This window comes from Actinoplanes sp. NPDC051470 (assembly GCF_040682035.1).
Classification (GTDB): Bacteria; Actinomycetota; Actinomycetes; order Mycobacteriales; family Micromonosporaceae; genus Actinoplanes.
This window is the reverse complement of the sequence record NZ_JBFBAA010000005.1, coordinates 252287-273541: the sequence shown is the minus strand read 5'-3', so window position 1 is coordinate 273541 and position 21255 is coordinate 252287. Positions and strand designations below refer to the sequence as shown.

The following is a 21255-nucleotide window of genomic DNA, read 5'->3' as shown; positions in this document are numbered from 1 at the left end:
GGTCACTCCTTCTCGCGCGGTCTTCAGCCGCGCAGGGTCTGCTGGGCCGCGCGCAGGGCATCGAGCCCACGCGCCGTCTGGCTCTTCACGGTGCCGACGGTCACCTGCAGGATCTCGGCGGTCTGCTCGGTCGAACAATCGAAGTAGAACCGCAGGACCAGCACCGCCCGCTGACGTGGCCCGAGACCGCGCAGCAGCCCGGCGAGCGCGTCCCGGTCGGCGAGGTGATCCGGCGTGGTGACCGGCTGGTCGGGCAGCACCTCGGCGGAACGTTCCCGCCGCCACGGCCGCCGCCGCTCGCTGAGCCAGGTGCGGGTCAACACCTTCTGCGCGTACGCATCAGGGTTGTCGGCCCGTCGAACGTCGCGCCAGTGGCGGTAGATCTTGGCGACGGCGATCGAGACGAGGTCGTCGGCGGTGTGCCAGTCCAGGCACATCAGGTACGCCGAACGACGCCATCGCTCCATGCGCTGCGCCACGAAATCGTGGAATTCCTGGTCGTCGCCGCGGCTCAAGGTGCCCTCCGGCCTCCGCTTCGTGATGGACGGAGATACGACTCAGCGGACCCCGCGCCGGGTTGCACGGCTCACCGCCGCGGCTCATTGAACCGCGGCGGTGAGTACGGGCTCAGCCCGTCGGAGCGGTGGAGGTGTGGGGTGCCGAAGGGGTCAGCCGGTCCGGGTGGTCCGGCGCGCCCGGGCCATCACGATCCCGCCGACGACCGCCGCGATCAGACCGAACACCACGGCCGCGCCGGCCCCGACGACGCCGTTGCCGGTGCCGGGGCCGCCGTCGGCCACGGCCAGCACCAGGACGCCGGCGGCCGCCCCGGCCGACCCCGCCACCACGGCCAGCGCCGCGCCCCGCGGGCCGATGCGGCGGATCAGGGCCAGGCCCGCGAGGATCGTGGCGGCCAGGGCCAGGACGGCGCCCGCCGTACCGACGGCTCGTCCGCCGGTCAAGCCATATTCGTCGATCATCAGAACCCTCCTTCAGGTTGAGACCCGAGTCTTTCCGCGAGGCGGCGGCCGGGCATCGTGCCGGCGCCGACACTCCACGCTGCTGCGGACGCGGTAGAAACCGCCGGGCTGCCGCGTCGGCGGTAGCCGCGGGTCATCCGGCGGGACGAGTCGCTCCGGCGGTGCGCCCGGCTAGGGTGCCCCCATGGGCCGGGCGCGGGACTGGGCGGTCGCGGCCGGGGTGGCCGCGATCCTGCTGATCGTCGGGCTGTCCGAGGGACACCCGCGGGGCGGCCTCGCGGTGCTCGGCCTCTCGGCGCTGGTCCTCGGTGGACTGGCGCTGGCCGCGCGGCGCCGGGCCCCGATCGCCGTCCTGGTGGCCGCCGGGGCGTGCGCCGTGGGTTACCAGGCGGCCGGGTTCGACGTGTTCGCGGTCGGATACCTGGTCGCGGTCTACAGCGCCGTGCGGGCCGGACACCGTAGGGCCACCATCGTGGTGAGCGTGCTGATGCTGGTCGTCCTGCCGCTCGCGGCGATGGCCTCGGGCCGGCACGACGCGGCCGAGGCGTTCGGGCGGGGACGGGGTGTGCTGGAGCTGGCGTGGCTGATCGCCGCCGGCGCCGCCGGGGAGGCGGTGCGGCAGGCCGAGCGGCGGGCGGACGAGGCGGAGCGGACCCGGGAGGAGACCGCGCTGCGCCGGGCCGGCGAGGAACGGCTCCATCTCGCCCGGGAGTTGCACGACTCGCTCACCCACCAGATCTCGGTGATCAAGGTGCAGGCCGAAGCCGCCGTGCACGTGGCCCGGAAACGGGGCGAACCGGTGCCCGAATCGCTGCTGGCCATCCGGGACGCCGGCCGGGAGGCCGCCCGCGAGCTGCGCGCGACCCTGGGCCTGCTGCGCGACGACGACAACAAGCCGCGGTACGGGCTGAGCGACGTCCCCGACCTCGTGCACCGCACCCGGGCCGCCGGCCTGGACGCCTCCCTCACCATCGAGGGCGACCGGACCAGCGTGCCGGCGGCCGTCGACCGCACCGCGTACCGCATCGTGCAGGAGTCCTTGACCAACATCACCCGGCACGCCGGCGCCGCCACCGCCTCGATCCAGATCACCTACCGTCCCGGCGCGCTGGCCGTCCGGGTCGACGACGACGGCACGGCCACCGCCTCGGATCCGCCGGTGCCCGGCGTCGGCCTGCTCGGGATGCGTGAACGGGTGACCGCCCTCGGCGGCCGCCTGGACGCCCAGCCGCGCGAGCAGGGCGGCTTCACCGTGCACGCGGAGCTTCCCGTGCCGGGCCCGCCGTGATCCGGGTTCTGCTGGTCGACGATCAGGCCCTGATCCGCAGCGGATTCCGGGCCCTGCTCCAGGCCGAGGACGACATCGACGTCGTGGGCGAGGCCGCCGACGGCGCCGAGGGCGTGGCCCTGGCCCACGAGCTCCGCCCCGACGTCGTCCTCATCGACATCCGGATGCCCCTGATGGACGGTGTGGAGGCGACGCGCCGGATCGCCGCCGCCCCCGAGCTGGCCGGCGTTCACGTGGTCATCCTGACCAACTACGGCCTGGACGACTACGTCTTCGACGCGCTGCGCGCCGGTGCCGCCGGTTTCCTGGTCAAGGACATCCTGCCGGACGATTTCCTGTACGCCGTCCGCGTCGCCGCACGCGGCGAGGCACTGCTCGCGCCCTCGATCACCCGCAAGCTCATCGACCGGTACGTCACCCGGCCGCCACGCCCCGACCCGGCGGCGCTGGCCGGACTGACCAACCGCGAACGCGAGACGGTCGCCCTGGCCGCCCGCGGCCTCTCCAACCAGCAGATCGCCGCCCACCTGGTGATCAGCCCGATCACGGCCAAGACCCACCTCAACCGCGCCATGGCCAAGCTGCACGCGCGCGACCGCGCTCAGCTGGTGATCCTCGCGTACGAGACCGGCCTGGTCGTTCCCCAGCAGCCGTGACCGCTATTGCATCAAACCAGTTTGATGTAATCTCCGGTCATGATGCCGCCGGCGTTCCTGACCGCGGGCGGGCACCCGCTGCGCTGGCGGCTGCTCGGCGAACTCGCACACGGAGACCTGGCCGTCCGCGAGCTGACCGAGCGTCTCGGCCAGCCGCAGAACCTCGTCTCGTACCACCTCGGGAAGCTGCGGAAGGCCGAACTCGTGTCCACCCGGCGCAGCAGCGCCGACCGCCGCGACACGTTCTACACCCTCGACCTCACCCGCTGCGCCGACCTGCTCGCCGGCGCCGGCGCCGCCCTGCATCCGGCCCTCCGCCTCGGCGCGCCCGCCCTGCCCCCGGACGTCACCGCGCGGGTGCTCTTCCTCTGCACCGGCAACAGCTCTCGCTCCCCGATGGCCGAAGCGCTCCTGCGCCACCGCACGGGCGGCGCCGTCGAGGCGCACAGCGCGGGCAGCCGCCCCAAGCCGGTCCACCCGCGGGCCATCGCGACCATGGCCGCCCGGGGCATCGATCTCACCGGCGCCCGGCCCCGGCACCTGGACGAGTTCACCGGCCGCCGTTTCGACCGCGTGATCACCCTCTGCGACAAGGTCAAGGAGACCTGTCCCGGCTTCCCCGGGCACCCCCGCCCGATCCACTGGAGCATTCCCGAACCGGCCGGGCCCGCCGACTTCGAGGCCGTCGCCGACGAGCTGGACCAGCGCATCACCTACCTGCTGCACACCTTGACGAAGGAAGCGCCCTGCACATCTTGACGAAGGAAGCGTCATGACCGACACCACCACCGTCAGCGTCCGCTACCTCGTGGACGACGTCCGAGCAGCGATCCGGTTCTACACCGGCCACCTGGGGTTCACGTCGAACACGACGTTCCTGCCCGCCTTCGCCGACGTGACCCGTGGCAACCTGCGGTTGCTGCTGTCCGGCCCGGAGAGTTCCGCCGGGCGGCCGATGCCCGACGGTCGTCGCCCCGAACCCGGCGGCTGGAACCGCATCCACCTCATCGTCGACGACATCGGGAGCGAGGTCGCCCGGCTTCGCGAGGCCGGAGTCGCCTTCCGCAGCGACATCATCACCGGGCCCGGTGGCCGGCAGATCGTGCTGGACGACCCGGCCGGCAACCCGGTCGAGCTGTTCCAGCCCGCGGGGACGTGAGATGAGGGCCGGGCCGGTGGGACGGCTGCATCACCTCATCCTCGACTGCGCCGACCCGGCGGCCGCCGCCGCGTTCTGGAGTGCCGTGCTGGGCCGGCCGATCACCTACGACGACGGCGATTTTGTCGTTGTCTCGGGCGACACCACCACCTCCGGGCTGGCCTTCCAGCGAGCACCCGAGCACCGGCCACCCACCTGGCCCGACCCGGCCGTCCCGCAGCAGATGCACCACGACGTCATGGTCGACGACCTGGTCGTGGCCGCCGATCAGGTCCTCGCCCTCGGCGCCACCCGCCGCCCCGGCGGCGACCATGTCTTCGCCGATCCCGCCGGCCACCCGTTCTGCCTCATCCCCCGACCAGGATGGGCGCCGCCCGTCCGTCCGGTCGTGGCCGAGGAGGAGTAGCCGCCGGCGGAACTCGGCGTGGCTCACGGGCGGCCCACGATCAACCGCAACGCACCGATGAACTCGGGCTGCGTACGCAAGGAGCCGTACTTGTCGTCCCACGCGCCGGAGGTCAGGTCGTCGCGCAAGTGGCCCACCGCGCGGGTGGTCGCGGCCGGGTCGACGAAGCCCCAGGCCGACTGGGCGGCGCGCACCTCGAGGTGCACGGCGATGTCGGCGACCGTGGGGGAACGGCCCAGCGTGTTGGTGAGCGTGGCGTTCGCCGCGGTGATGGCCAGGCGCAGCTCCTGGAGCCGGCGCGGCACCCGGATCGACCAGGTGCGGTCGCGGAAGTGCCGCTTGAGCTCGCCGACGATGGTCGGGATGGCGAACCCGGCGAACTCGACGCCGCGGTCGGCCTGGTACCGGTCGACCGCCTTGATCAGGCCGACCAGCGCCACCTGGAACAGGTCGTCGTTGGGCTCGCCGCGGCCGGCGTACCGGTTGGCCAGGTGCCGGGCCATCGGCATCCACGCCTCGATCGCCCGGTCACGAACGGCCGCCCGCGACGGGTGCCCGGCCGGCAGTGCGCCCAGCGCGGCGATCAGCTCGCCGGCCCGGTCGGTCTTCGCCGGCTGCTCGGCCGCATCAACGGTGCTGGGGGCGGGCGCGGCGGCAACCGTCATGAAGAGTTCCTCGGGGGTCCGGCCGCCGCGCTGCAGCGCGGCGGTTCGACCTTGGACATGCCCGGAACGCCCACCTGCGCAAACTCCCCCGATCGGATTGACTCCGGCACCGAACGGGTGAAGCCGGCGCATTCGGGCCCGGTCAGAAGGGATCGGTCTCGGTGGTCGGGGCGTTGCCGGCGATGGACTTCTCCAGGCTGATCCGCCAGTCCGAGCGGGTGTCGAAGAACTGCTGGAAGGTCTCGTACGAGCAGTTCCGGGTGAAGCCGCGGCGTCGCTGGTCCCAGTCGGCGCCCTGCTTGAACTTGATCGAGAAGGTGCCGCTGCGGTTCCCGGCGACGCCGCGGACGGTGGTGGACTTCCCGGCGCGGACGTAGACCATCACCCGCGGCTGCTTGCGGCCGCCGTCCATCAGCACGGCGGTGTCGCCGTCGCTCTTGTTCTGGATCCGGATGCTGCTCGGGCCGCGCCGGCCCGACCGCTGCACGACGGTGCCGTTGCCGGGGCGGCGGTTCTGCAGCTTGGGCGCGACCGGCTCACGGGGGAGCAGCGACCGGCCGAACGTCAGGCCGGCGGCCGACGCGCTGGCGGCCGCCTCCTTGGCGCCCTCCTCGGCCGACCGGTACAGGCTGATCTTCGCGTCGTAGAGCTGCTGCGCGGCGGGCGGGGCGACGCCGCAGTCGTTCTTGCCCGCGACCTCGGCCGTACGCATCGACTGGTAGTTGCCCATCACCCGGCGGATGTCGTCGTGTGCGGTGGAAACCTCCGCGGGCGGCAGCACGTCCTGCTGTTCCCAGGCGCGGGAGCGGCGGGCCAGCACCGACACCAGTGAGCGGCGCACGGCTTCCACCTGCGCCGGAGTGCGCGCGGCGGCCGCCTTGTCGAGGTGGCTGCGGTAGTCGCGTTCGAACGCGGAGATCTCGGCCTGGTACTCGGCCCGGGTGAGCTGCTGTGGGCCGGTCGAGGTGGGGCCGGCCGACGGTGTGACCGGCGGGGACGGCGTGGTTCGTGGGGGGTCGTCGGCCCCGGAGCAGCCGGCGGTGAGCACCAGGGCCGCGACGACGAGCAGTCGTAGGGAGCGCATGGACCGACGCTATGGTCGTACGCCGCTCCGTCCCGGTGACTGACCGCTACCTGACGCGGAACGGCACAGTGGACGGATGGTCGAGACGGAGGGCTTCCGGAGCGGGGCGGTGATCGGCGAGGATGAGGGCGTGGCGAGGCGAGGACTGAGCGACGACTGGACCATCGAGCTTCCGGCCGGCTTCGGCGCCGACCTCCGTCATGCCGACGGCCGGGTCCTGCTGGCCGAGGTGATCGCGACACCGCCGGCGCGGGCGCCCGAGGCGCTGCTCGACGAGATCCTGCAGGACGTGCATCAGTCGCCGGAGCAGCGGTGGCGTGAGGCGGGCACCGACTCGTACGAGGTGCGTTACGCGTCATGGTTCCCCGAGGACGGGCGCTGGGCGTTGTACGCCTACACCGTCCGGCGTGGCTCCTATGTGCAGCTGGCCGTCCTTACGCCCGACCCCGCCGACCTCGACTGGGCGCTGGCCACCTGGCGATCGTTGCGGTTCGCGGGTTCCCCGATGCCGAAGCGGCAGCTCAGGCCGGCTTGACCCCTTCGTAGAGGGTCAGATACCGGGCGTAGAGATCGTCGGCGCGGGTGCCCACGCTGCCGGGGCCGACGATGTCGTGGGGGAGCTTCAGCTCGGCCGGAATCTCGTACTCCTGGAGCGGCACGTCGTTGATCCGGGCGATCTCGCGCGGCAGGTCGAACGCCTCGCCGAGGTCGATCAGGCCGTCGGCGGCCGAGGCGGCGACCGCGATCGAGGTCAGCGACTCGTTCACCGGGCGGTCCTTGAAGTTCGCCCGGACCTGCAGGTATTGCGCGAGCGCGTAGTAGAACATGTCGCCGTTCCGCCGGTCCGCCATCACGTGCCGGCCCCACAGCACGGTCATCGGCTTGATCAGCATCGGCGGCGCCTGCGACGCGTCGGGGGCGTAGAACGGGGCCAGCAGCAGCGCGCGCTTGACGTCGGAGCGGTACTCGGTCAGCCAGGTCGCCAGGTTGCCGCCGCCGGACAGGCCGAGCACGCCGAACTCGTCGCCCAGCCCGGCCGTGATGCCGGCGGCGCCGTCCGCGTAGCCGACCAGCTCGGTGGCGGTCACCCACTCGTGCGCTTCGTCGTCGACCCGGCCGTGGCGGGGCTCGCGCGGCACGTACACGTTGTAGCCGTGGTCGAAGAACTGCCGGGCCAGCCGCCCGAACTCGGCCGGGCAGCCGGTGTAGCCGTGCAACATCAGGACGGTGCGGGCGGTGCGCCGGCCATGGGTTAGGAGCTGGGTACGGCATTCCGGGCGTACCGTCGGATCGGCCTGATCGTGGGCGACCTGACGCTGAGCCGCGGCCGTGGCGGCGGCGAACCCCAGCGCCGGCGCCTCCGATCGCCGCAGGCGGCCGTCGCCGAGCGGCCAGAGATAGATCGTGGCCACGGCGAGCAGCAGCACGGCCACGGGCAGGACCACGGCCAGGACCCAGCGCCGGCGGCGGCGGGTCGCGGCCAGCTCGGGCCGGGTGGGCTTGGTGATGATGCGCATGTCAGTGACGCCACTTCTGGTTGCCGGTGCCGTTGCAGGACCACAGCTGCGCCGGGACGCCATTGTTGCCGTCTCCGGCGGGCACGTCCACGCACTTCTCGGCGGCCACGCTGACCAGGTCGTACGCGCTCTCGTAGCGGAACTTCTGGGTGGCCGCCCCGGAACAGGTGGCGGCGATCAACCCGGCGCCGTCGCCGGTGTTCTGCACCTGGACGCACTTGCCGAGCACACGCATCGAGCCGTCCGCGGCGAAACTGAACTTCTGGCCGTCGGAGCTGTCGCACGCCCACAGCTGCAGGGTGCCGCCCCCGGCCGGAAGGTGCAGGCAGGTGCCGGTCTGCATGTTCTCGATCGGCGCGCCGGCGGTGGCCGGCGGGGCGACCGGTTTCGTCTTGGTCGGCTTCGACACCGGCGGCTTCGCGGTCGACGGCTTCGGCGCCGCGGGCCTCGGTGTGGCCGGCGGGACGGACGGAACCGGCGCGACGGCCGCGCTCGGCGGGATGGTCGAGGGCGATGGCCGCGCTTCCGGCGCCAGCGCCGGCGACGGGATGAAGGCCGGACCGCGCTGGGCATCGGCGCGGTCGAAGACCAGGGGCCGGAGCGCGAACGCGCCGGCCGCGACGATGATCGCCGCGGCGGCGATCAGGCCGGCCTTCTTGACCGGGAAGCCGGCCCGTCGCGGGGAGGGGCCGGTCAGCGCCGCCCGCAGCAGCGTGTCGGCCGTCGCCGCGCCGGCGCGCCGGGCCGGATCCTTCTGGAGCAGGGCGTCGAGGGCGGGCTTGAGCACGCCCGCCTGCTGTGGCGGCCGCGGCGGCTCGCTGGCCAGCGCGGCGAGCGTGGCCATCGGCGACGATTTCGAGTACGGCGGGCGCCCCTCGACGGCCGTGTAGAGGGTCGCGCCCAGCGACCACAGGTCGGCCGCCGGACCGATCGGGTCGTCGAGCGCCCGCTCCGGCGCCAGGTACGACGGCGACCCGAGCACCACGCCGGTGCTGGTCATCGAGCTGTCGCCGGCCGCCGTGGCCAGCCCGAAGTCGGTGAGCACGACCCGGCCGTTCGAGCCGAGCAGGACGTTGCCCGGTTTGACGTCGCGGTGCAGCAGGCCGGCCTGATGCGCGGCGCGCAGGGCGGCCAGCACGCCCAGCCCGATCTCGGCCACCCGGACCGGCGGCATCGGGCCGTCCGTGCTGACCATGTCGAACAGCGACCGGGACGGCACCAGCTCCATGACGATCCACGGCTCGCCGCGTTCGTGCACGACGTCGAAGACGCGGACCACGTTCGGATGGTCGAGCCGGGCGATGGCGCGGGCCTCCCGGATCACGCGTACGCGAAGATCTTCCTGCTCGGCCTCGGTGAGTCCGCGGGGCAGCACCAGTTCCTTGACCGCCACGTCCCGCCCGAGGAGCTCGTCGCGCGCCGCCCAGACACGACCCATCCCGCCCTCACCCACGAGGGCCACCAACCGGTAGCGCTGCGCGATCACGGCAGCGTGGCTCTGCGGCACGACGGAACCGTACCGTCCGACGTGGGCGCCGGACGAGAACGACGCGTGTCGATCACCCGCTGTGGACGGCTGCCCCCCGCTTCCTGCCTGGTCGTGCATGTCTCATCCCCCCGGGCAACACAACGGGAGGATTCCGGCACGGTTCAACCGCCTACCATCAGTGGCATGGCCTGGAATCTCTTCGCGTGCAGCCCGGTGACCGATCTGGCCAAGGCCTCGGCCTGGTACGAACGCTTCGTCGGCAAGCCGTCCGACTTCAGCCCGAACGACCACGAAGCGGTGTGGGATCTGGCCGAGCGCGCCTCGATCTACATCGAGCTGCTGCCCGAGCACGCCGGCCACGGCAAGCTGACCCTCTTCGTGGACGAGCTGGACACCGTCGTCGCCGGCATCTCGGGGCGCGGCCTGGAGCCCGAGTCCCAGGAGACCTACGACAACGGCGTCCGCAAGCTCATCTACCGCGACCCGGACGGCAACGAGGTCGGCCTCGGCGGGATGCCCGCCGGCGACTGAGCCCGGAGCCGGGCCACCAGGGCCGGCGTGACCTCGCGGTAGGCCGACGGGTCGATCGGGTTCAGCCAGTGCGACGCGCGTACCCGCTTGCTGATGTTCAGGTCGAGGTCGCCGAGCACCTCGTCGACGTTCTTCATCGAGAACGGGATGATCTTGGTGCCGTGACCGTGGTGCCGGTCGGTGGCCTCGTCCATGAAGGCGATCTGCTTCTCGACCTGGGTCCGCATCTCGTCCGGGGCCGGCAGCGGCACCGCGCCGGCCAGGTGCGCCGCGATCCAGACCGCGGCCATCTCCGCGTTCAGCGGGCTGAAGAACGACGAGTTGTAGCCGTTGAAGTAGAGCCCGTCGGCGCACAGCGGCAGGATCTGCCGGTAGAGCAGGAAGTTGCCGCGGTCGTCCTGGAGCCCGGGCACGTCGAGGAACGGCACGCTCTGCTTGAACCCGGTCGAGCAGACGATCAGGTCGGCCGGGAGCGTGGTGCCGTCGGAGAGCTCGGCGAAACCGGGCCGCAGCCGGGTGATCGTGGTGTCCCGGTGCACGACGATCGAGCCCTGCTCGACGCCCTCGAAGAAGCCCTCGGTGGCCAGGCCGATCGCGCCCTTGACGATGCCCTCCATCGTGCCGCGCGGCACCAGGCCCAGCTTGTCCAGCTTGAACTGGCGGCGGGACACCGTGCCGATCGAGTTCAGCATGCTGCGGCGCACCGGGTCGGCCGGGCCGTGCAGGAACTTCTCGACGCCGCGCAGCCGGTGGTAGCGGAACAGCGCCTCGCCCATCCGGGTGAGCAGCAGCATCTTGAAGTTCATCACGTTGGCGATCTTGCGCGGTATCTTCCACAGCAGCTGCCGGGCGATCACGTGGGTGCTCGCGGCCTCCTGGCTCAGCGGCATGGTCACGTCACAGGCCGACTTGCCGTAGCCGACGACCAGCACGTTCCTGCCGCGGGCCAGTGACGCATCATGCATCTCGGTGCCGGCCATCACCTCGCCGCCGGCCTCGATGAACGCCTCTTGTCCCGGAAGATCCGGCATGGTGGGTTCGCAGAAAACGCCGTTCGCGACGACCAGCCGGTCTACGACATCGACCTCGCCGGAATCAAGCGTCACCGCCCATCGGCCATCCACCGGCGCAGCGCGTGAGACACGTGCGTTGAGACGCGTCGGGATCCGGAATTCTTCGGCGTACGCTGCCAGCCACGACTGCACCTGCGCCCCGGACGGCCACTCGGGCAGGTCCTTCGGCATCGGGTAGTCGGAGAAGCCGTAGGTCGACCTGGCGCTCTGCGTGGTCAGGCCCGGATAGCGGCGGGTACGGCTCCACACGCCGCCCACGTCCGGCGCCGAGTCATAGACGACGACCTCGTGCCCCGCCTGCATGAGCGTCTTGGCGGTGGCCAGCCCGGCCACCCCTGCGCCGATGATCCCGACCCGCATGGCTCAGTGCCCCCCGCCCGGCGGCAGCTGGAGCTCGATCCCGAACTCCTCCATGATCGGCTTGAGCGTGGCCATGTCCTTCGGCCCGGGCGGCAGCTCGCCCAGCGCCTGGTAGTACGCCTCCAGGCCGGCCGGCGAGACCACCGAGATGACCCGGGCCTCGTCGCCGTACGGGTTGCGGAAGGTGTGCACCACGTTCCGGGGCAGGTAGAGGTAGTCACCGAACTCGAGGGTGAACTCCTCGCCGCCGAGGGACACGTCCAGCCGGCCGGCCAGGCAGATGAACGACTCGTCCTCGCGGGTGTGGATGTGGGCCGGCGGACCGTTGGTCTCCGGCGGGATCGCGTACTCGAACAGGGAGTAGGCGTCCCGGGTGGCCGACCCGTTCGCCTTCATCGTGATGTTCAGCCCGATCGCCGGGATCTGGGTCCCCTTGCGCGAGCTGAGCATGTATCCACCGCCGAGACTCACGGGTTACCTCCATGTTTCGCCGATGTGCGCCGGCTCACAGCGTGCGGGCCCCGGCCGAAAACGGCCTAGCGACGGTCCCGCTCAGCGGGACGGAAAACTGGTGCTGGAGTACGCCCGCGAGGCCGCCGCCGCGGCCAGGCGCACCGCGGGCCCGGCCCGGTCGGCCCGGATCAGCGCGGCCGGCCCGGTCACCGAGACGGCGGCGACCACCCCGCCGAGCGGGCCGAAGATCGGCGCCGCCACGCAGCTCATCCCGATGTTGCCCTCCTCGCGCTCGACGGCCAGCCCGCGATCGGGGATGGCGGCCAGCTCCCGGCGCAGCGCGGTGGCCGAGGTGATGGTCCGCGGCGTACGCCGCTCCAGCCCGCCGTCGATCACCGCCTGCACGGTGGCCTCGTCGCTGTGCGCCAGGATGGCCCGGCCGAGCGCCGAGCAGTACGCCGGCAGCAACGCCCCGACCTGCGACAACATCGGCATCGGCCGATGCCCGGTGATCTTCTCGACGAGCAGCACCTGGATGCCGCTGAGCACCCCGAGCTGCACGGTCGTCCGGGTGGCGTGGAACAGGTCCTGGAGGAACGGCAGCGCCGCCTCGCGTAGCTCGTGCCGCACCGGCGCCAGGCCGGACAGCTCGAAGAGCCGGTTGCCGATCCGGTACCGCTCGGCCGGTTTGTCCAGCCAGCCCAGCCGGAGCATCTTGTCCGCGGTCCGGTGCGTGGTCGAGCGCGGCAGCCCGGAGCGGGTGACCAGCGCGGCCAGGGTCAGCTCGCGGTGGTGCTCGTCGAAGGCGCCGAGGATCGCGGCGGCCCGATCGAGCCCGCCGACCCCCGCGTCCCGCTCAGCGGGACTCACTGTAGGTCCCGAAAGGTCATGACGGTCAGGCTAGGCGCTATGGGGGAGCCAGTCAGCAGAAGAACGGCGCTCGTCGGCGGCGGCGCCTCGGGCATCGGCTTCGCCACCGCGGAGGGCCTGGCCCGGGCCGGGCACGACGTCGTGCTGGTCGGCCGGCGCCCGGCGGCGCTGGACCGGGCCGCGGCCACGCTGGCCGAACGCACCGGCGCCGGGATCAGCACGGTCGTCGCCGACCTGGCCACCGACCTCCCGCGGCTGACCACGGCGGCCGACGTGCTCGTGCTCAACGCGGGTGGCCCGCCCCCGGCCCGGATCCTCGACGTGACCGACGACGGTTGGCAGGACGCGTTCGAGCTGCTGCTCCGTGGTCCGCTGCGGCTGGCCCGCGCGGCCTTGCCGGCGATGGCCGGGCGCGGGTTCGGCCGGGTGGTGTTCGTGACCTCGACGGTGGTCCGCCAGCCCCAGCCCGACCTGGCCACCAGCGTCGTGCTGCGGGCCGCGGTGACCAGCGCGGCCAAGCTGCTCGCCCGCGAGCACGCGGACCGGGGCGTGACGGTCAACTGCGTGGCCCCCGGGCCGACCGCGACCGACCGGCGCCACCAGATCCTGGCCGCCCGCGCCGGCGCCACCGGCGCCACCTACGCCGAGCTGGACGCGGCCGACGTCGCCACGGTGCCGGCGGGCCGGGCGGCCCGGCCCGAGGAGGTCGGCGCGGCCGTCACGTTCCTCGCGTCGGCTGCCGCAAGCTACGTCAACGGGACCGTGCTCACGGTCGACGGTGGCAGAACGGAGACTCCCTGATGACGACGTCCGGACCCGGATTCGACCTGGCCGACTTCCTCGGCGCGATCTCGTCGGCGGTGCGGCCGGGCGAAGCCCGCCCGATCGTGGTGCATGATCGCGAGCTGGAGACGTTGCCGGCCGCCCAGGTGCACAACCCGACCACGCTGCGGATCGCCGGGAAGCTGCCGACCACCACGTTCGAGCTGTTCCGGCAGACCATCCCGGCCGGGCTGAGCTCGGACATGCAGCGGCACTACCACGAGACCGTGCACTTCGTGATCTCCGGAACCGGCCACACCGAGGTCGAGGACGAGGTCGAACAGTGGTCGACCGGCGCGTTCGTCTACACCCCGCCGTGGACCTGGCACCGGCACTACAACGACTCGGCCGACGAGCCGGTCGAGTTCCTCACGATCGAGAACTCGCGGCTGCTGAGCCTGTTCGGGGTGGCCCGCCGGGAGAGCGCCGGGCTGGTCACGATGAAGGAAGCCCGGGAAGGGGCGGGGACATGACCCATGTGAGCATCTGGGGCGAGCTGGCCACGGTCGAGCACGAGCTGCGGTTCGTGGATGTGGGCGGTGTTCGTACCCGCGTGCTGCGGGCCGGGAACGACGGCCCGGACCTGATCCTGCTGCACGGCACGGGCGGTCACCTCGAGGCGTACGCCCGGGACCTGGCCGGGCTGGCGGCCGACTTCCGGGTCACCGCGTACGACATGGTCGGGCACGGGTGGTCGGACACGCCGGACCGGCCGTACACCATCGATGTCCTGTCCGATCATCTGATCGGGCTGATGGACGCGCTGGGCATCGGCCGCGCCCACCTCTCCGGCGAGTCACTCGGCGGCTGGGTGGTCGCCTGGACCGCCGCCCATCACCCGGAACGGGTCGACCGGCTGGTGCTGAACACCCCGGGCAACATCGCGAACAGGCCCGAGGTGATGGCCCGGATGCGGGACAGCACGATGGCCGCGGTGCGCGACCCGAGCGACGAGACCGTGCGGCGGCGGGTGGAGTTCCTCTTCCACCACAAGGAGATGGTCACCGACGAGCTGGTCCGGCTGCGCCAGGCCGTCTACACCCGGCCCGGGTTCCTCCAGGCGATCACCAACACCCTGGTGCTTCAGGATCCCGCGGTACGCAAGGACTACGCGTGGAGTCCTCAGTGGGTCTCCCGGGTGGCCGCGCCGACGCTGCTGCTCTGGACCGAGCACGACCCGACCGGCGGCCTGGACGAGGCCGACCTGCTGCTCGGCTGGCTGCCCGACGCCCGGCTGCACGTGATCGCCGACGCCGGCCACTGGCCGCAGTGGGAGAAGGTCGGCGAATACCTCGAGGCGCACCGATCCTTTCTGCTCCACGGCAAGGACCTGTCATGAGCGAGATCATCGGCTTCGCCGGGATGTCCCATTCGCCGTTCGCCACCCTGCTGCCGCCGGCGCGGGACGGCGAACCGGGCGGGCGATTCCTGGCCGATTCGACAAAGGTCGGCGCCGCGGTGACCGAGCTGCGGCCGGACGCGGTGGTGGTGATCGGGCCCGACCACTTCCACGCCAACTTCTACGACCAGATGCCGCCGTTCGTGCTGGGCGTCGAGGAGGCCACCGGCTTCGGCGACTTCGGCAGCACGGCCGGTCCGGTGCCGGTCGCGTCCGGGCTGGGCTGGGCGATCCGCGACGGGCTGGCCGAGTCCGGGTTCGACGTGTCGTTGTCGTACGCGCTGACCGTCGATCACGGGGTGGTGCAGAGCTACGAGATGGCCACCGGCGGCGCCGGGATCCCGCTGGTGCCGCTGGTCCTGAACACCGCCGCGCCGCCCCTGCCGAGCCTGGCCCGCTGCGTCGCGCTGGGCGAGGCGCTGGGCCAGGCGATCCGGCACGCCCCGGACCCCGGCCGGGTGCTGGTGGTGGCCAGCGGCGGGCTGTCGCACTGGCTGCCGTCCAACGACCCGCGCGACCCGTCGGTGGTCGGCGAGCGCCGCTCGTCGCTGATCCACGGCCGGCAGGACGCGCGCGCCTTCGCCGCGGTCCGGGAGCCACGGGTACGCGCGATGGCCGGCAACCCGGACGCGCCGGTCAACGCCGACTGGGACCGCTGGTTCCTGCGCCAGCTCTACACCCGCGACCTCGGCCCGATCGTCGAGCTGGGCCACGACAAGCTGGAGGAGGAGGCGGGCAGCGGCGGCCACGAGATCCGCACCTGGCTGGTCGGCCACGCGGCGGCCGGGCTCCCGCTGGTCTGGGACAGCTACGAGCCGGTGCCGGAATGGATCACCGGCATGGCCATCGGCGCGACCTTCCCGGTGCCGGCGTGATGTCCTGATCGTCGACATGGCTCTGGACCTCGCCGGCCAGGAGGGGGACCGGCGAGGTCCAGGCACGATCTAACGCGATGCGAGGCGCAGGTGGCGGTGGGCGGCCATCCGTACCGGAGCGTTGGTCTCGCCGAAGGCGTCGTAGCCGCCGGAGCGCTGGACGATCTCGAAGAAGACGCGGCCGCCGTGGACCGGGGTGTAGAGGTGCAGCAGTTCGCCGCCGGCCGCGTCGCGGTCGTAGAGGATGCCGAAGCGGCGCAGGCGTTCCACGGTCTCGGCGGGCAGGGCGAACCGGGCCGTCAGGTCGTCGTAGTAGTTGTCCGGCACGGCCAGGGCCGGGCCGATCGCGGCCGCCGTGGCGAAGATGTCCCCGGTGGCGAAGGCGACGTGCTGCGGGTCGACGACCGCGGGCGCCCAGTCGCCGCGGCGCAGCAGCGCCACCGTGAGGGCGAGCCGGATCGTGCGGCCGCCGGTGGCGAAGGCCCGTGAGCGCATCAGCCCGAACGGCGCCGCGTACTCCTCGGTGGTGAGCTGGTCGAGGCCGAGCACCGAGCGGTAGAAGAGCCCGGCCTCGTCGAAGTGGTCGAACGGCTGCGCCAGCCCGAGGTGGTCGACGCCGGTCAGCCCTGCTCCCACAGCTCGACCGGCTTGGAGCGGTGCTGGCCGGTGTGCGTGAAACCGAGGCCGCGCAACGCGTTCTGGAGCTCGGGCCCGGAGCGCCCGTCCACCCCGAACTCGGTGAAAGCGTGGGAGTGCAGGTCGGGCGCGGCCGGGAGCCGGTTCTCCAGGGCGAGCAGGGAGCGCATCGCGTCGACGGCCGTCCGCTCGGGGTCGGACTGCCGGAAGACGTCGTTGAAGACCTCCAGCGACAGCGGGCCGTCGTACCCGGCGGCGTGCACCCGGCGGACGAAATCCGGCAGGTCGAACGAACCCTGCCCGGGGAAGAGCCGGTGGTGGCGGCTCCACTGGAGCACGTCCATCCGCAGGTGGGGCGCGTCCGCCAGCTGCAGGAAGAAGATCTTGCCGGGCGTGATGTCCTCGATGCCGGTGAGGTCGGCCGACCGGGACAGCACGTGGAACGAGTCGAGGCAGAGCCCGAGAGCCGGATGATCGGCGGCTTGCACGATCCGCCACGAATGGTCCCAGGTGGACACGTGCCGGCCCCAGGCCAGCGCCTCGTAGGCGATGCGCATCCCGCGGTCGGCCGCCCGGGACGCCAGCGTGCGCAGATGATCCGCGGCGAGCGAGTCGTCGTCGACCGCCGCCGGCGACACCGAACTGCACACCAGCATGGTGTCCACGCCCAGCGAGGCCATCACCTCGAACTTGACCGAAGCCCGGGCCAGGTTGGCGGCAAGGGCGGCCGGCGCCGCCTCGAAGTCGCGAAACGGCTGGTAGAGGTCGATGCTCAGGCCCAGGTCGGCGCAGCGGGCCCGGATCTCGGCCGGCGACCACGGCGACACCACCAGGTCGTTCTCGAACAGCTCGATGCCGTCGAACCCCGCCGCGGCGGCCGCGGCCAGCTTGTCGTCGAGCGTCCCCGACATGCAGACCGTGGCGATCGTCCGGCGGGTCATGGCTGGGCTCCTTGATGTACTGGTTCGTACATAAGGGTAGCCGTGAAGGTCGTCCCGGCGCCCGGCGTGCTCTCCACCGTCAGGCCACCGCCGTGCGCCTCGGCGATCTTGCGCGCGATGGGCAGGCCGAGGCCGCTGCCGCCGGTGGCCCGGTTGCGCGACTCGTCGGCCCGCCAGAACCGGTCGAACACCTTCGGCAGGTCGTCCGGGGCGATGCCGGCCCCGGTGTCGGCCACCGCGAGGTCGAGGCGACCGACGCCGGCGGCGGTCCGGACGGTGACCGTGCCGCCGAGCCGGCTGTGCCGGATCGCGTTCGACAGCAGGTTGCCGACGAGCTGCCGCAGCCGCAGCGGGTCGGCGACCACCACCGGGTCACCGGCGACGTCGGTGGCCAGCCGCACCCCGGCGGCCGTGGCGTTCGGGCGGTGCGCCTCGACCACCTGCTCGATCGCGTCGGCCACGTGCAGCGGCTCGGGGTGCATGCGCAGGCTGCCGGCGTCGGCCGCGGCCAGGTCACGCAGGTCGTCGACGATGTGCTGGAGGTGCACGGTCTCGTCGTGCAGCAGGGTGAGCAGCGGACCGTCCACCGTCGCCAGACCGTCCTGCACCGCCTCGAGCCAGCTGCGGTTGGTCAGCGGGTTCCGCAACTCGTGCGCGACGTCGCTGACCATGGCCTGGCGCTGCTGCTCGGACTGCTCGCGGCGCTCGGCCAGCTCGTTCAGCGCCGTGGCCAGGTAGCCGATCTCGTCCCGGGTGGTGACCGGCACCCGCTGATTGACGGCCGGTCGGCGGGCCGCCTCGGCCAGCGCGCGCAGCGGTCGCACCAGCCGGCCGCCGACCACGATGGTGACGAGTACGGCGAGGATCAGCACGACGGCTGTGGTCGTACCCGTGCGAATGAGGTTCTGGCGGGTGAGCGGGAAGCCGGGCCGGGCGGTCGGGTCGGCCGGGTCGGTCACGAAGAGCAGGGCCGGGGGAGCGGTGTACGGCTCGAGCTGCGTACGCCGCGCCTTCTCCAGACATCCGGCCGCCCGCGCCGACCGGGCCGGGTCGAACGTGCCCCGGGCCGTGTCCAGAACCCGGACCGTGAGGTCCGGCGCGACCCAGACCTCGTCGTAGTTCTCCGTCGCGCAGGTGGCGATCAGCTTCCGCAGCGAGTTCAGCGCCCGCGTCTCGGACCGGGTCGCCTCGGGCAGCAGCCGGCAGGTGTACTCCGGCTTGCCCACCTCGGTGATGACCAGCTTGGGCCGGTTGTGCGGACCGGTCACGATCTGTCCGTCGCTGCCGAAGTGGCGCAGGCACTCCAGGGACGCCTCCAGGGTGGCGCGCATCCCCCGCTGCTCGGCCGGCGTCAGGCGGTAGGGGCCGATGATCCGGGGATCGATCCGTTCGGTACGCCCGGACAGCCCGAGATCCACCGACAGCGGGTCGACGGTCGCCGACGGACGTGCCGTGGCCAGCGCCGGCCCGGCCGTCGAGTCGACGATCACCTCCCGGTTCCCGGTCATCAGGGTGATCCGCCGGTTGAGCTTCGCGGCCCGCGCGGCGATCACCGGCTGGACGCCCGACCAGTCCCGGTGCGTCGCGGCGTAGCCGAGCAACTCGTCGTACACGCTCTTGTCGTCGCTCAGCGACTGCCCGATCTGCTGGCTGATCGTCTGCGACGTGGACTGCGACGCGAGCCACGACGTCGCCACGATCGCGGCCACGGCGATGGTCAGCGACGCCATCAGGAGACGGAAGATGAGGCTGCGGTGCGGTGGCACCCGCGTCACGCGGGGCCGGCCGTGAGCTTGTAGCCGATCCCGTACACGGTGACCAGCCGGGCCGGCCGCCGCGGGCTCGGCTCGATCTTGCGCCGCAGGTTGAGCACGTGCACGTCGATGCTGCGCTCCACCGAATCCCGCTCCACGCCGCGGGTGTGCTTCAGGAGCTGGCCGCGGGTGAACACCCGGTCGGCCTGCCCGGCCATGACGGCGAGGATCGCGAACTCGCCCGGCGTGCACTCCACCAGCCGGTCGTCCACGTGCACCAGGTGCCGGCCCACGTCGACGGTGATCCCGCCGACGGTCAACACCGATTCCTGGGTACGCCCACCGCTCCGCCGCAGCAGCGCACGGGCCCGGGCAGTCAGCTCCCGGGGGCTGTACGGCTTGGTCAGATAGTCGTCGGCGCCGCCGTCCAGGCCGGTCAGCAGATCACTCTCGTCGGCCCGCGCGGTCAGCATCAGGATCGGCACCTCCGATTCCGCGCGCAGAATGCGGCAGACGCTCAACCCGTCCAGCCCCGGCATCATGACGTCGAGCACCAGCAGATCCGGCGTGCGCCGCCGAACCTGCTCCAGCGCGGCCCGCCCGTCGTGCACCACGACCGCGTCATGACCGTCGGCGGCCAGATAGCGCCGAAGCACCTCGGCCTGACCCCGGTCATCCTCAGCGACCAGCAGATATGCACACACGGCGACGACCATAACCGCCCCATCGAGCGGGCGGCGTGAACCTAACAGGTTCCTAAAACGGCTGGTTGGTCAGCGAAATGCCGGATACCGTCTCGCGGTGAGCAGGCTGGTTGACCGCGCGGTTCCATCCCGGCTGGGTTCCCCGTTCCGCTGGCTGCTGGCCTCGTCCTGGCTGACCAACCTGGGCGACGGCATCGCCGCGGCGGCCGGGCCGTTGCTGGTGGCGGCGCTGACCGACGAGCCGTTCCTGGTGTCGATGGCGGCGTTGCTGCGCTGGGCGCCGCCGATGGTCTTCGGGCTGTACGCGGGGGTGCTCTCCGACCGCCTCGACCGGCGGCGCATCGTGCTGGTCGCCAACGCGGTCCGCTTCCTGGTGCTGCTCGGGCTGGTCGCGGCCCTGGCCACCGACCGGCTCACGGTGGCCGGCGCGCTGATCGGACTGGGCCTGCTGGCCACGGCCGAGGTGTTCGCCGACAACACCACGGCCACGCTGACGCCGATGCTGGTGCCCCGGGCCGACCTGGCCATCGCCAACGCCCGCACGCAGACCGGCTTCCTGACGCTCAACCAGTTGGCCGGCCCACCGATCGGCGCCGCGCTGTTCGCCGCCGGCTGGGTCTGGCCGTTCGTCGCCGAGACCGTGCTCATCGTGGCGGCGTTGCTGCTGCTGGCCCGGCTCACCCTGCCGCCGGCCACGCCGTCCGCGAGGGCGTCGGTCTGGCAGGACGTCCGGGCGGGCTTCGCGTGGACGATCCGGCACGCTGCCGTCCGTACCCTCGTCCTGACGATCTTGATCTTCAACTTCACGTTCGGCGCGGCCTGGTCGGTGCTGGTGCTCTACGCGTCGGAGCGGCTGGGCCTGGGCGCGATCGGCTTCGGCCTGATGACCGCGGCGTCGGCGGTCGGCGGCCTGCTCGGCACCGCCCTGTACGGCTGGATCACCGCCCGCGTCAGCCTGGGCAACGTGATGCGGGCCGGCCTGATCCTCGAGACCCTGACCCACCTGGCCCTGGCCGTGACCACCTCGGCGCCGGTGGCGCTGGCCATCTTCTTCGTCTTCGGGGCGCACGCCTTCATCTGGGGCACCACGTCGATCACGGTGCGCCAGCGAGCCGTCCCGGAAGCGTTGCAGGGGCGCGTGACCAGCGTGAACACCATCTGCGTGTACGGCGGCCTGGTGGTCGGCTCGGTCATCGGCGGCACCCTGGCCACCAACTTCGGCGTGACCGCGCCGTTCTGGTTCGCCTTCGCCGGGTCAGCCGCCTTCGTGGTGCTGCTGTGGCGCTCGATGACCAGCATCGCCCACGCCGACAGCGACGCGGCCTCCGTATAGGGGCCGCGATGCCGGGCGGCCCTACCACTGGTCGCGATCACCGGGCAACGTTGGCCGCCCGTTCGGCCCGAGATTGATTGATCAAGTTTGACCCTTGGTGATCGACCGGTACCCTGCTCTGGGCGGCCCTCCATGGTGGATGGCCTGAACTCCAGGGACGTTCTGAGGTGGCCGGTCGGCGCATTGCGGTGATCATCGGCGTCGACAACACCGCGCTCGATGACGGCCTTCCGTCCCTTCTTTTCGCCGAAAAAGATGCA

Annotated in this window: 25 protein-coding genes; 12 read left to right on the top strand and 13 right to left on the bottom strand. The window is 72.3% G+C overall.

Features of this window, described 5'->3' with window-relative positions; all coding sequences use genetic code 11:
- Window positions 1–23 precede the first annotated feature (23 nt).
- The gene (locus AB0M54_RS12420) at window positions 24–515 is read right to left on the bottom strand and encodes a SigE family RNA polymerase sigma factor (RefSeq protein ID WP_364322181.1); all 492 of its coding nucleotides are present in this window, start codon (window positions 513–515) and stop codon (window positions 24–26) included.
- Window positions 516–668: 153 nt separating this feature from the next.
- A complete protein-coding gene (locus tag AB0M54_RS12415; RefSeq protein ID WP_364470658.1) occupies window positions 669–980 on the bottom strand; it encodes a DUF6223 family protein in 312 nt (103 codons plus the stop codon).
- 184 nt (window positions 981–1164) lie between these two features.
- Here AB0M54_RS12415 and AB0M54_RS12410 point away from each other — a divergent pair, with 184 nt between their 5' ends.
- Genes AB0M54_RS12410 through AB0M54_RS12390 form a run of 5 tightly spaced genes read left to right on the top strand, consistent with a single transcriptional unit; the run spans window position 1165 to window position 4489 of the window.
- Window positions 1165–2268 (top strand): histidine kinase, encoded by a 1104-nt coding sequence (locus AB0M54_RS12410; protein WP_364322185.1) that lies wholly within the window; start codon window positions 1165–1167, stop codon window positions 2266–2268.
- Entirely contained in the window at window positions 2265–2924 is a 660-nt protein-coding gene (locus AB0M54_RS12405; RefSeq protein WP_364322187.1) for a response regulator transcription factor, read from the top strand. The genes AB0M54_RS12410 and AB0M54_RS12405 overlap by 4 nt, the downstream gene beginning before the upstream one ends.
- A gap of 39 nt (window positions 2925–2963) precedes the next feature.
- Window positions 2964–3683 (top strand): MarR family transcriptional regulator, encoded by a 720-nt coding sequence (locus AB0M54_RS12400; protein ID WP_364322189.1) that lies wholly within the window; start codon window positions 2964–2966, stop codon window positions 3681–3683.
- A 13-nt stretch (window positions 3684–3696) separates the two neighbouring features.
- Window positions 3697–4083, top strand: coding sequence for a VOC family protein (locus AB0M54_RS12395; RefSeq protein ID WP_364322191.1), 387 nt, complete (start codon window positions 3697–3699; stop codon window positions 4081–4083).
- A 1-nt stretch (window position 4084) separates the two neighbouring features.
- Window positions 4085–4489 carry a VOC family protein gene (locus tag AB0M54_RS12390; RefSeq protein WP_364470656.1) on the top strand — a complete coding sequence of 135 codons (405 nt, stop codon included), beginning with the start codon at window positions 4085–4087 and terminating at the stop codon, window positions 4487–4489.
- A 23-nt stretch (window positions 4490–4512) separates the two neighbouring features.
- Here the strand turns inward: AB0M54_RS12390 and AB0M54_RS12385 are convergent, their stop codons facing one another.
- Both AB0M54_RS12385 and AB0M54_RS12380 read right to left on the bottom strand, forming a co-directional pair.
- On the bottom strand, window positions 4513–5154 hold the full coding sequence (locus AB0M54_RS12385) for a sigma-70 family RNA polymerase sigma factor (protein WP_364322195.1): 642 nt from the start codon (window positions 5152–5154) through the stop codon (window positions 4513–4515).
- A gap of 142 nt (window positions 5155–5296) precedes the next feature.
- Window positions 5297–6238: a hypothetical protein gene (locus AB0M54_RS12380; RefSeq protein WP_364470654.1), complete on the bottom strand. Its 942-nt coding sequence runs from the start codon at window positions 6236–6238 to the stop codon at window positions 5297–5299.
- A 76-nt stretch (window positions 6239–6314) separates the two neighbouring features.
- Between AB0M54_RS12380 and AB0M54_RS12375 the strand changes: the two genes are divergently transcribed.
- On the top strand, window positions 6315–6773 hold the full coding sequence (locus AB0M54_RS12375; RefSeq protein ID WP_364470652.1) for a hypothetical protein: 459 nt from the start codon (window positions 6315–6317) through the stop codon (window positions 6771–6773).
- Here the strand turns inward: AB0M54_RS12375 and AB0M54_RS12370 are convergent.
- Entirely contained in the window at window positions 6760–7755 is a 996-nt protein-coding gene (locus AB0M54_RS12370; RefSeq protein ID WP_364470650.1) for an alpha/beta hydrolase, read from the bottom strand. The two genes, AB0M54_RS12375 and AB0M54_RS12370, sit on opposite strands and share 14 nt — an antisense overlap.
- A gap of 1 nt (window position 7756) precedes the next feature.
- Window positions 7757–9262 (bottom strand): protein kinase, encoded by a 1506-nt coding sequence (locus tag AB0M54_RS12365; protein ID WP_364470648.1) that lies wholly within the window; start codon window positions 9260–9262, stop codon window positions 7757–7759.
- A gap of 165 nt (window positions 9263–9427) precedes the next feature.
- On the opposite strand from AB0M54_RS12365, the gene AB0M54_RS12360 reads away from it, so the two are divergent.
- Window positions 9428–9775: a VOC family protein gene (locus tag AB0M54_RS12360; protein ID WP_364322205.1), complete on the top strand. Its 348-nt coding sequence runs from the start codon at window positions 9428–9430 to the stop codon at window positions 9773–9775.
- Here AB0M54_RS12360 and AB0M54_RS12355 read toward each other — a convergent pair.
- The 3 genes from AB0M54_RS12355 to AB0M54_RS12345 form a co-directional block, all read right to left on the bottom strand.
- Complete coding sequence (locus AB0M54_RS12355; protein ID WP_364470646.1) at window positions 9718–11208, bottom strand: NAD(P)/FAD-dependent oxidoreductase; 1491 nt, start codon at window positions 11206–11208, stop codon at window positions 9718–9720. The genes AB0M54_RS12360 and AB0M54_RS12355 overlap by 58 nt on opposite strands.
- Window positions 11209–11211: 3 nt before the next feature.
- Complete coding sequence (locus AB0M54_RS12350) at window positions 11212–11679, bottom strand: cupin domain-containing protein (RefSeq protein ID WP_364470644.1); 468 nt, start codon at window positions 11677–11679, stop codon at window positions 11212–11214.
- Between the two features lie 81 nt (window positions 11680–11760).
- Entirely contained in the window at window positions 11761–12531 is a 771-nt protein-coding gene (locus AB0M54_RS12345) for an IclR family transcriptional regulator (protein ID WP_364322211.1), read from the bottom strand.
- A 39-nt stretch (window positions 12532–12570) separates the two neighbouring features.
- Between AB0M54_RS12345 and AB0M54_RS12340 the strand changes: the two genes are divergently transcribed.
- The 4 genes from AB0M54_RS12340 to AB0M54_RS12325 are packed head-to-tail and all read left to right on the top strand — an operon-like array spanning window position 12571 to window position 15627.
- Complete coding sequence (locus tag AB0M54_RS12340; protein WP_364470642.1) at window positions 12571–13332, top strand: SDR family oxidoreductase; 762 nt, start codon at window positions 12571–12573, stop codon at window positions 13330–13332.
- The gene (locus AB0M54_RS12335; RefSeq protein WP_364322215.1) at window positions 13332–13826 is read left to right on the top strand and encodes a cupin domain-containing protein; all 495 of its coding nucleotides are present in this window, start codon (window positions 13332–13334) and stop codon (window positions 13824–13826) included. The genes AB0M54_RS12340 and AB0M54_RS12335 overlap by 1 nt, the downstream gene beginning before the upstream one ends.
- Window positions 13823–14692: an alpha/beta fold hydrolase gene (locus AB0M54_RS12330; protein ID WP_364470640.1), complete on the top strand. Its 870-nt coding sequence runs from the start codon at window positions 13823–13825 to the stop codon at window positions 14690–14692. Before AB0M54_RS12335 ends, AB0M54_RS12330 begins: the two co-directional genes overlap by 4 nt.
- The gene (locus AB0M54_RS12325; RefSeq protein WP_364470638.1) at window positions 14689–15627 is read left to right on the top strand and encodes a 2,3-dihydroxyphenylpropionate 1,2-dioxygenase; all 939 of its coding nucleotides are present in this window, start codon (window positions 14689–14691) and stop codon (window positions 15625–15627) included. Before AB0M54_RS12330 ends, AB0M54_RS12325 begins: the two co-directional genes overlap by 4 nt.
- A 69-nt stretch (window positions 15628–15696) precedes the next feature.
- On the opposite strand, the gene AB0M54_RS12320 is transcribed toward AB0M54_RS12325, so the two are convergent.
- Genes AB0M54_RS12320 through AB0M54_RS12305 form a run of 4 tightly spaced genes read right to left on the bottom strand, consistent with a single transcriptional unit; the run spans window position 15697 to window position 19662 of the window.
- Complete coding sequence (locus tag AB0M54_RS12320; protein WP_364470636.1) at window positions 15697–16263, bottom strand: hypothetical protein; 567 nt, start codon at window positions 16261–16263, stop codon at window positions 15697–15699.
- Complete coding sequence (locus tag AB0M54_RS12315) at window positions 16248–17204, bottom strand: TIM barrel protein (protein ID WP_364322223.1); 957 nt, start codon at window positions 17202–17204, stop codon at window positions 16248–16250. The genes AB0M54_RS12320 and AB0M54_RS12315 overlap by 16 nt, the downstream gene beginning before the upstream one ends.
- Window positions 17201–18934 (bottom strand): HAMP domain-containing sensor histidine kinase, encoded by a 1734-nt coding sequence (locus AB0M54_RS12310; RefSeq protein WP_364470634.1) that lies wholly within the window; start codon window positions 18932–18934, stop codon window positions 17201–17203. Before AB0M54_RS12310 ends, AB0M54_RS12315 begins: the two co-directional genes overlap by 4 nt.
- 41 nt (window positions 18935–18975) lie before the next feature.
- Window positions 18976–19662, bottom strand: coding sequence for a response regulator transcription factor (locus tag AB0M54_RS12305; protein WP_364322227.1), 687 nt, complete (start codon window positions 19660–19662; stop codon window positions 18976–18978).
- Between the two features lie 97 nt (window positions 19663–19759).
- On the opposite strand from AB0M54_RS12305, the gene AB0M54_RS12300 reads away from it, so the two are divergent.
- A complete protein-coding gene (locus AB0M54_RS12300; RefSeq protein ID WP_364470632.1) occupies window positions 19760–20995 on the top strand; it encodes an MFS transporter in 1236 nt (411 codons plus the stop codon).
- The last annotated feature ends 260 nt before the right edge of the window (window positions 20996–21255 follow it).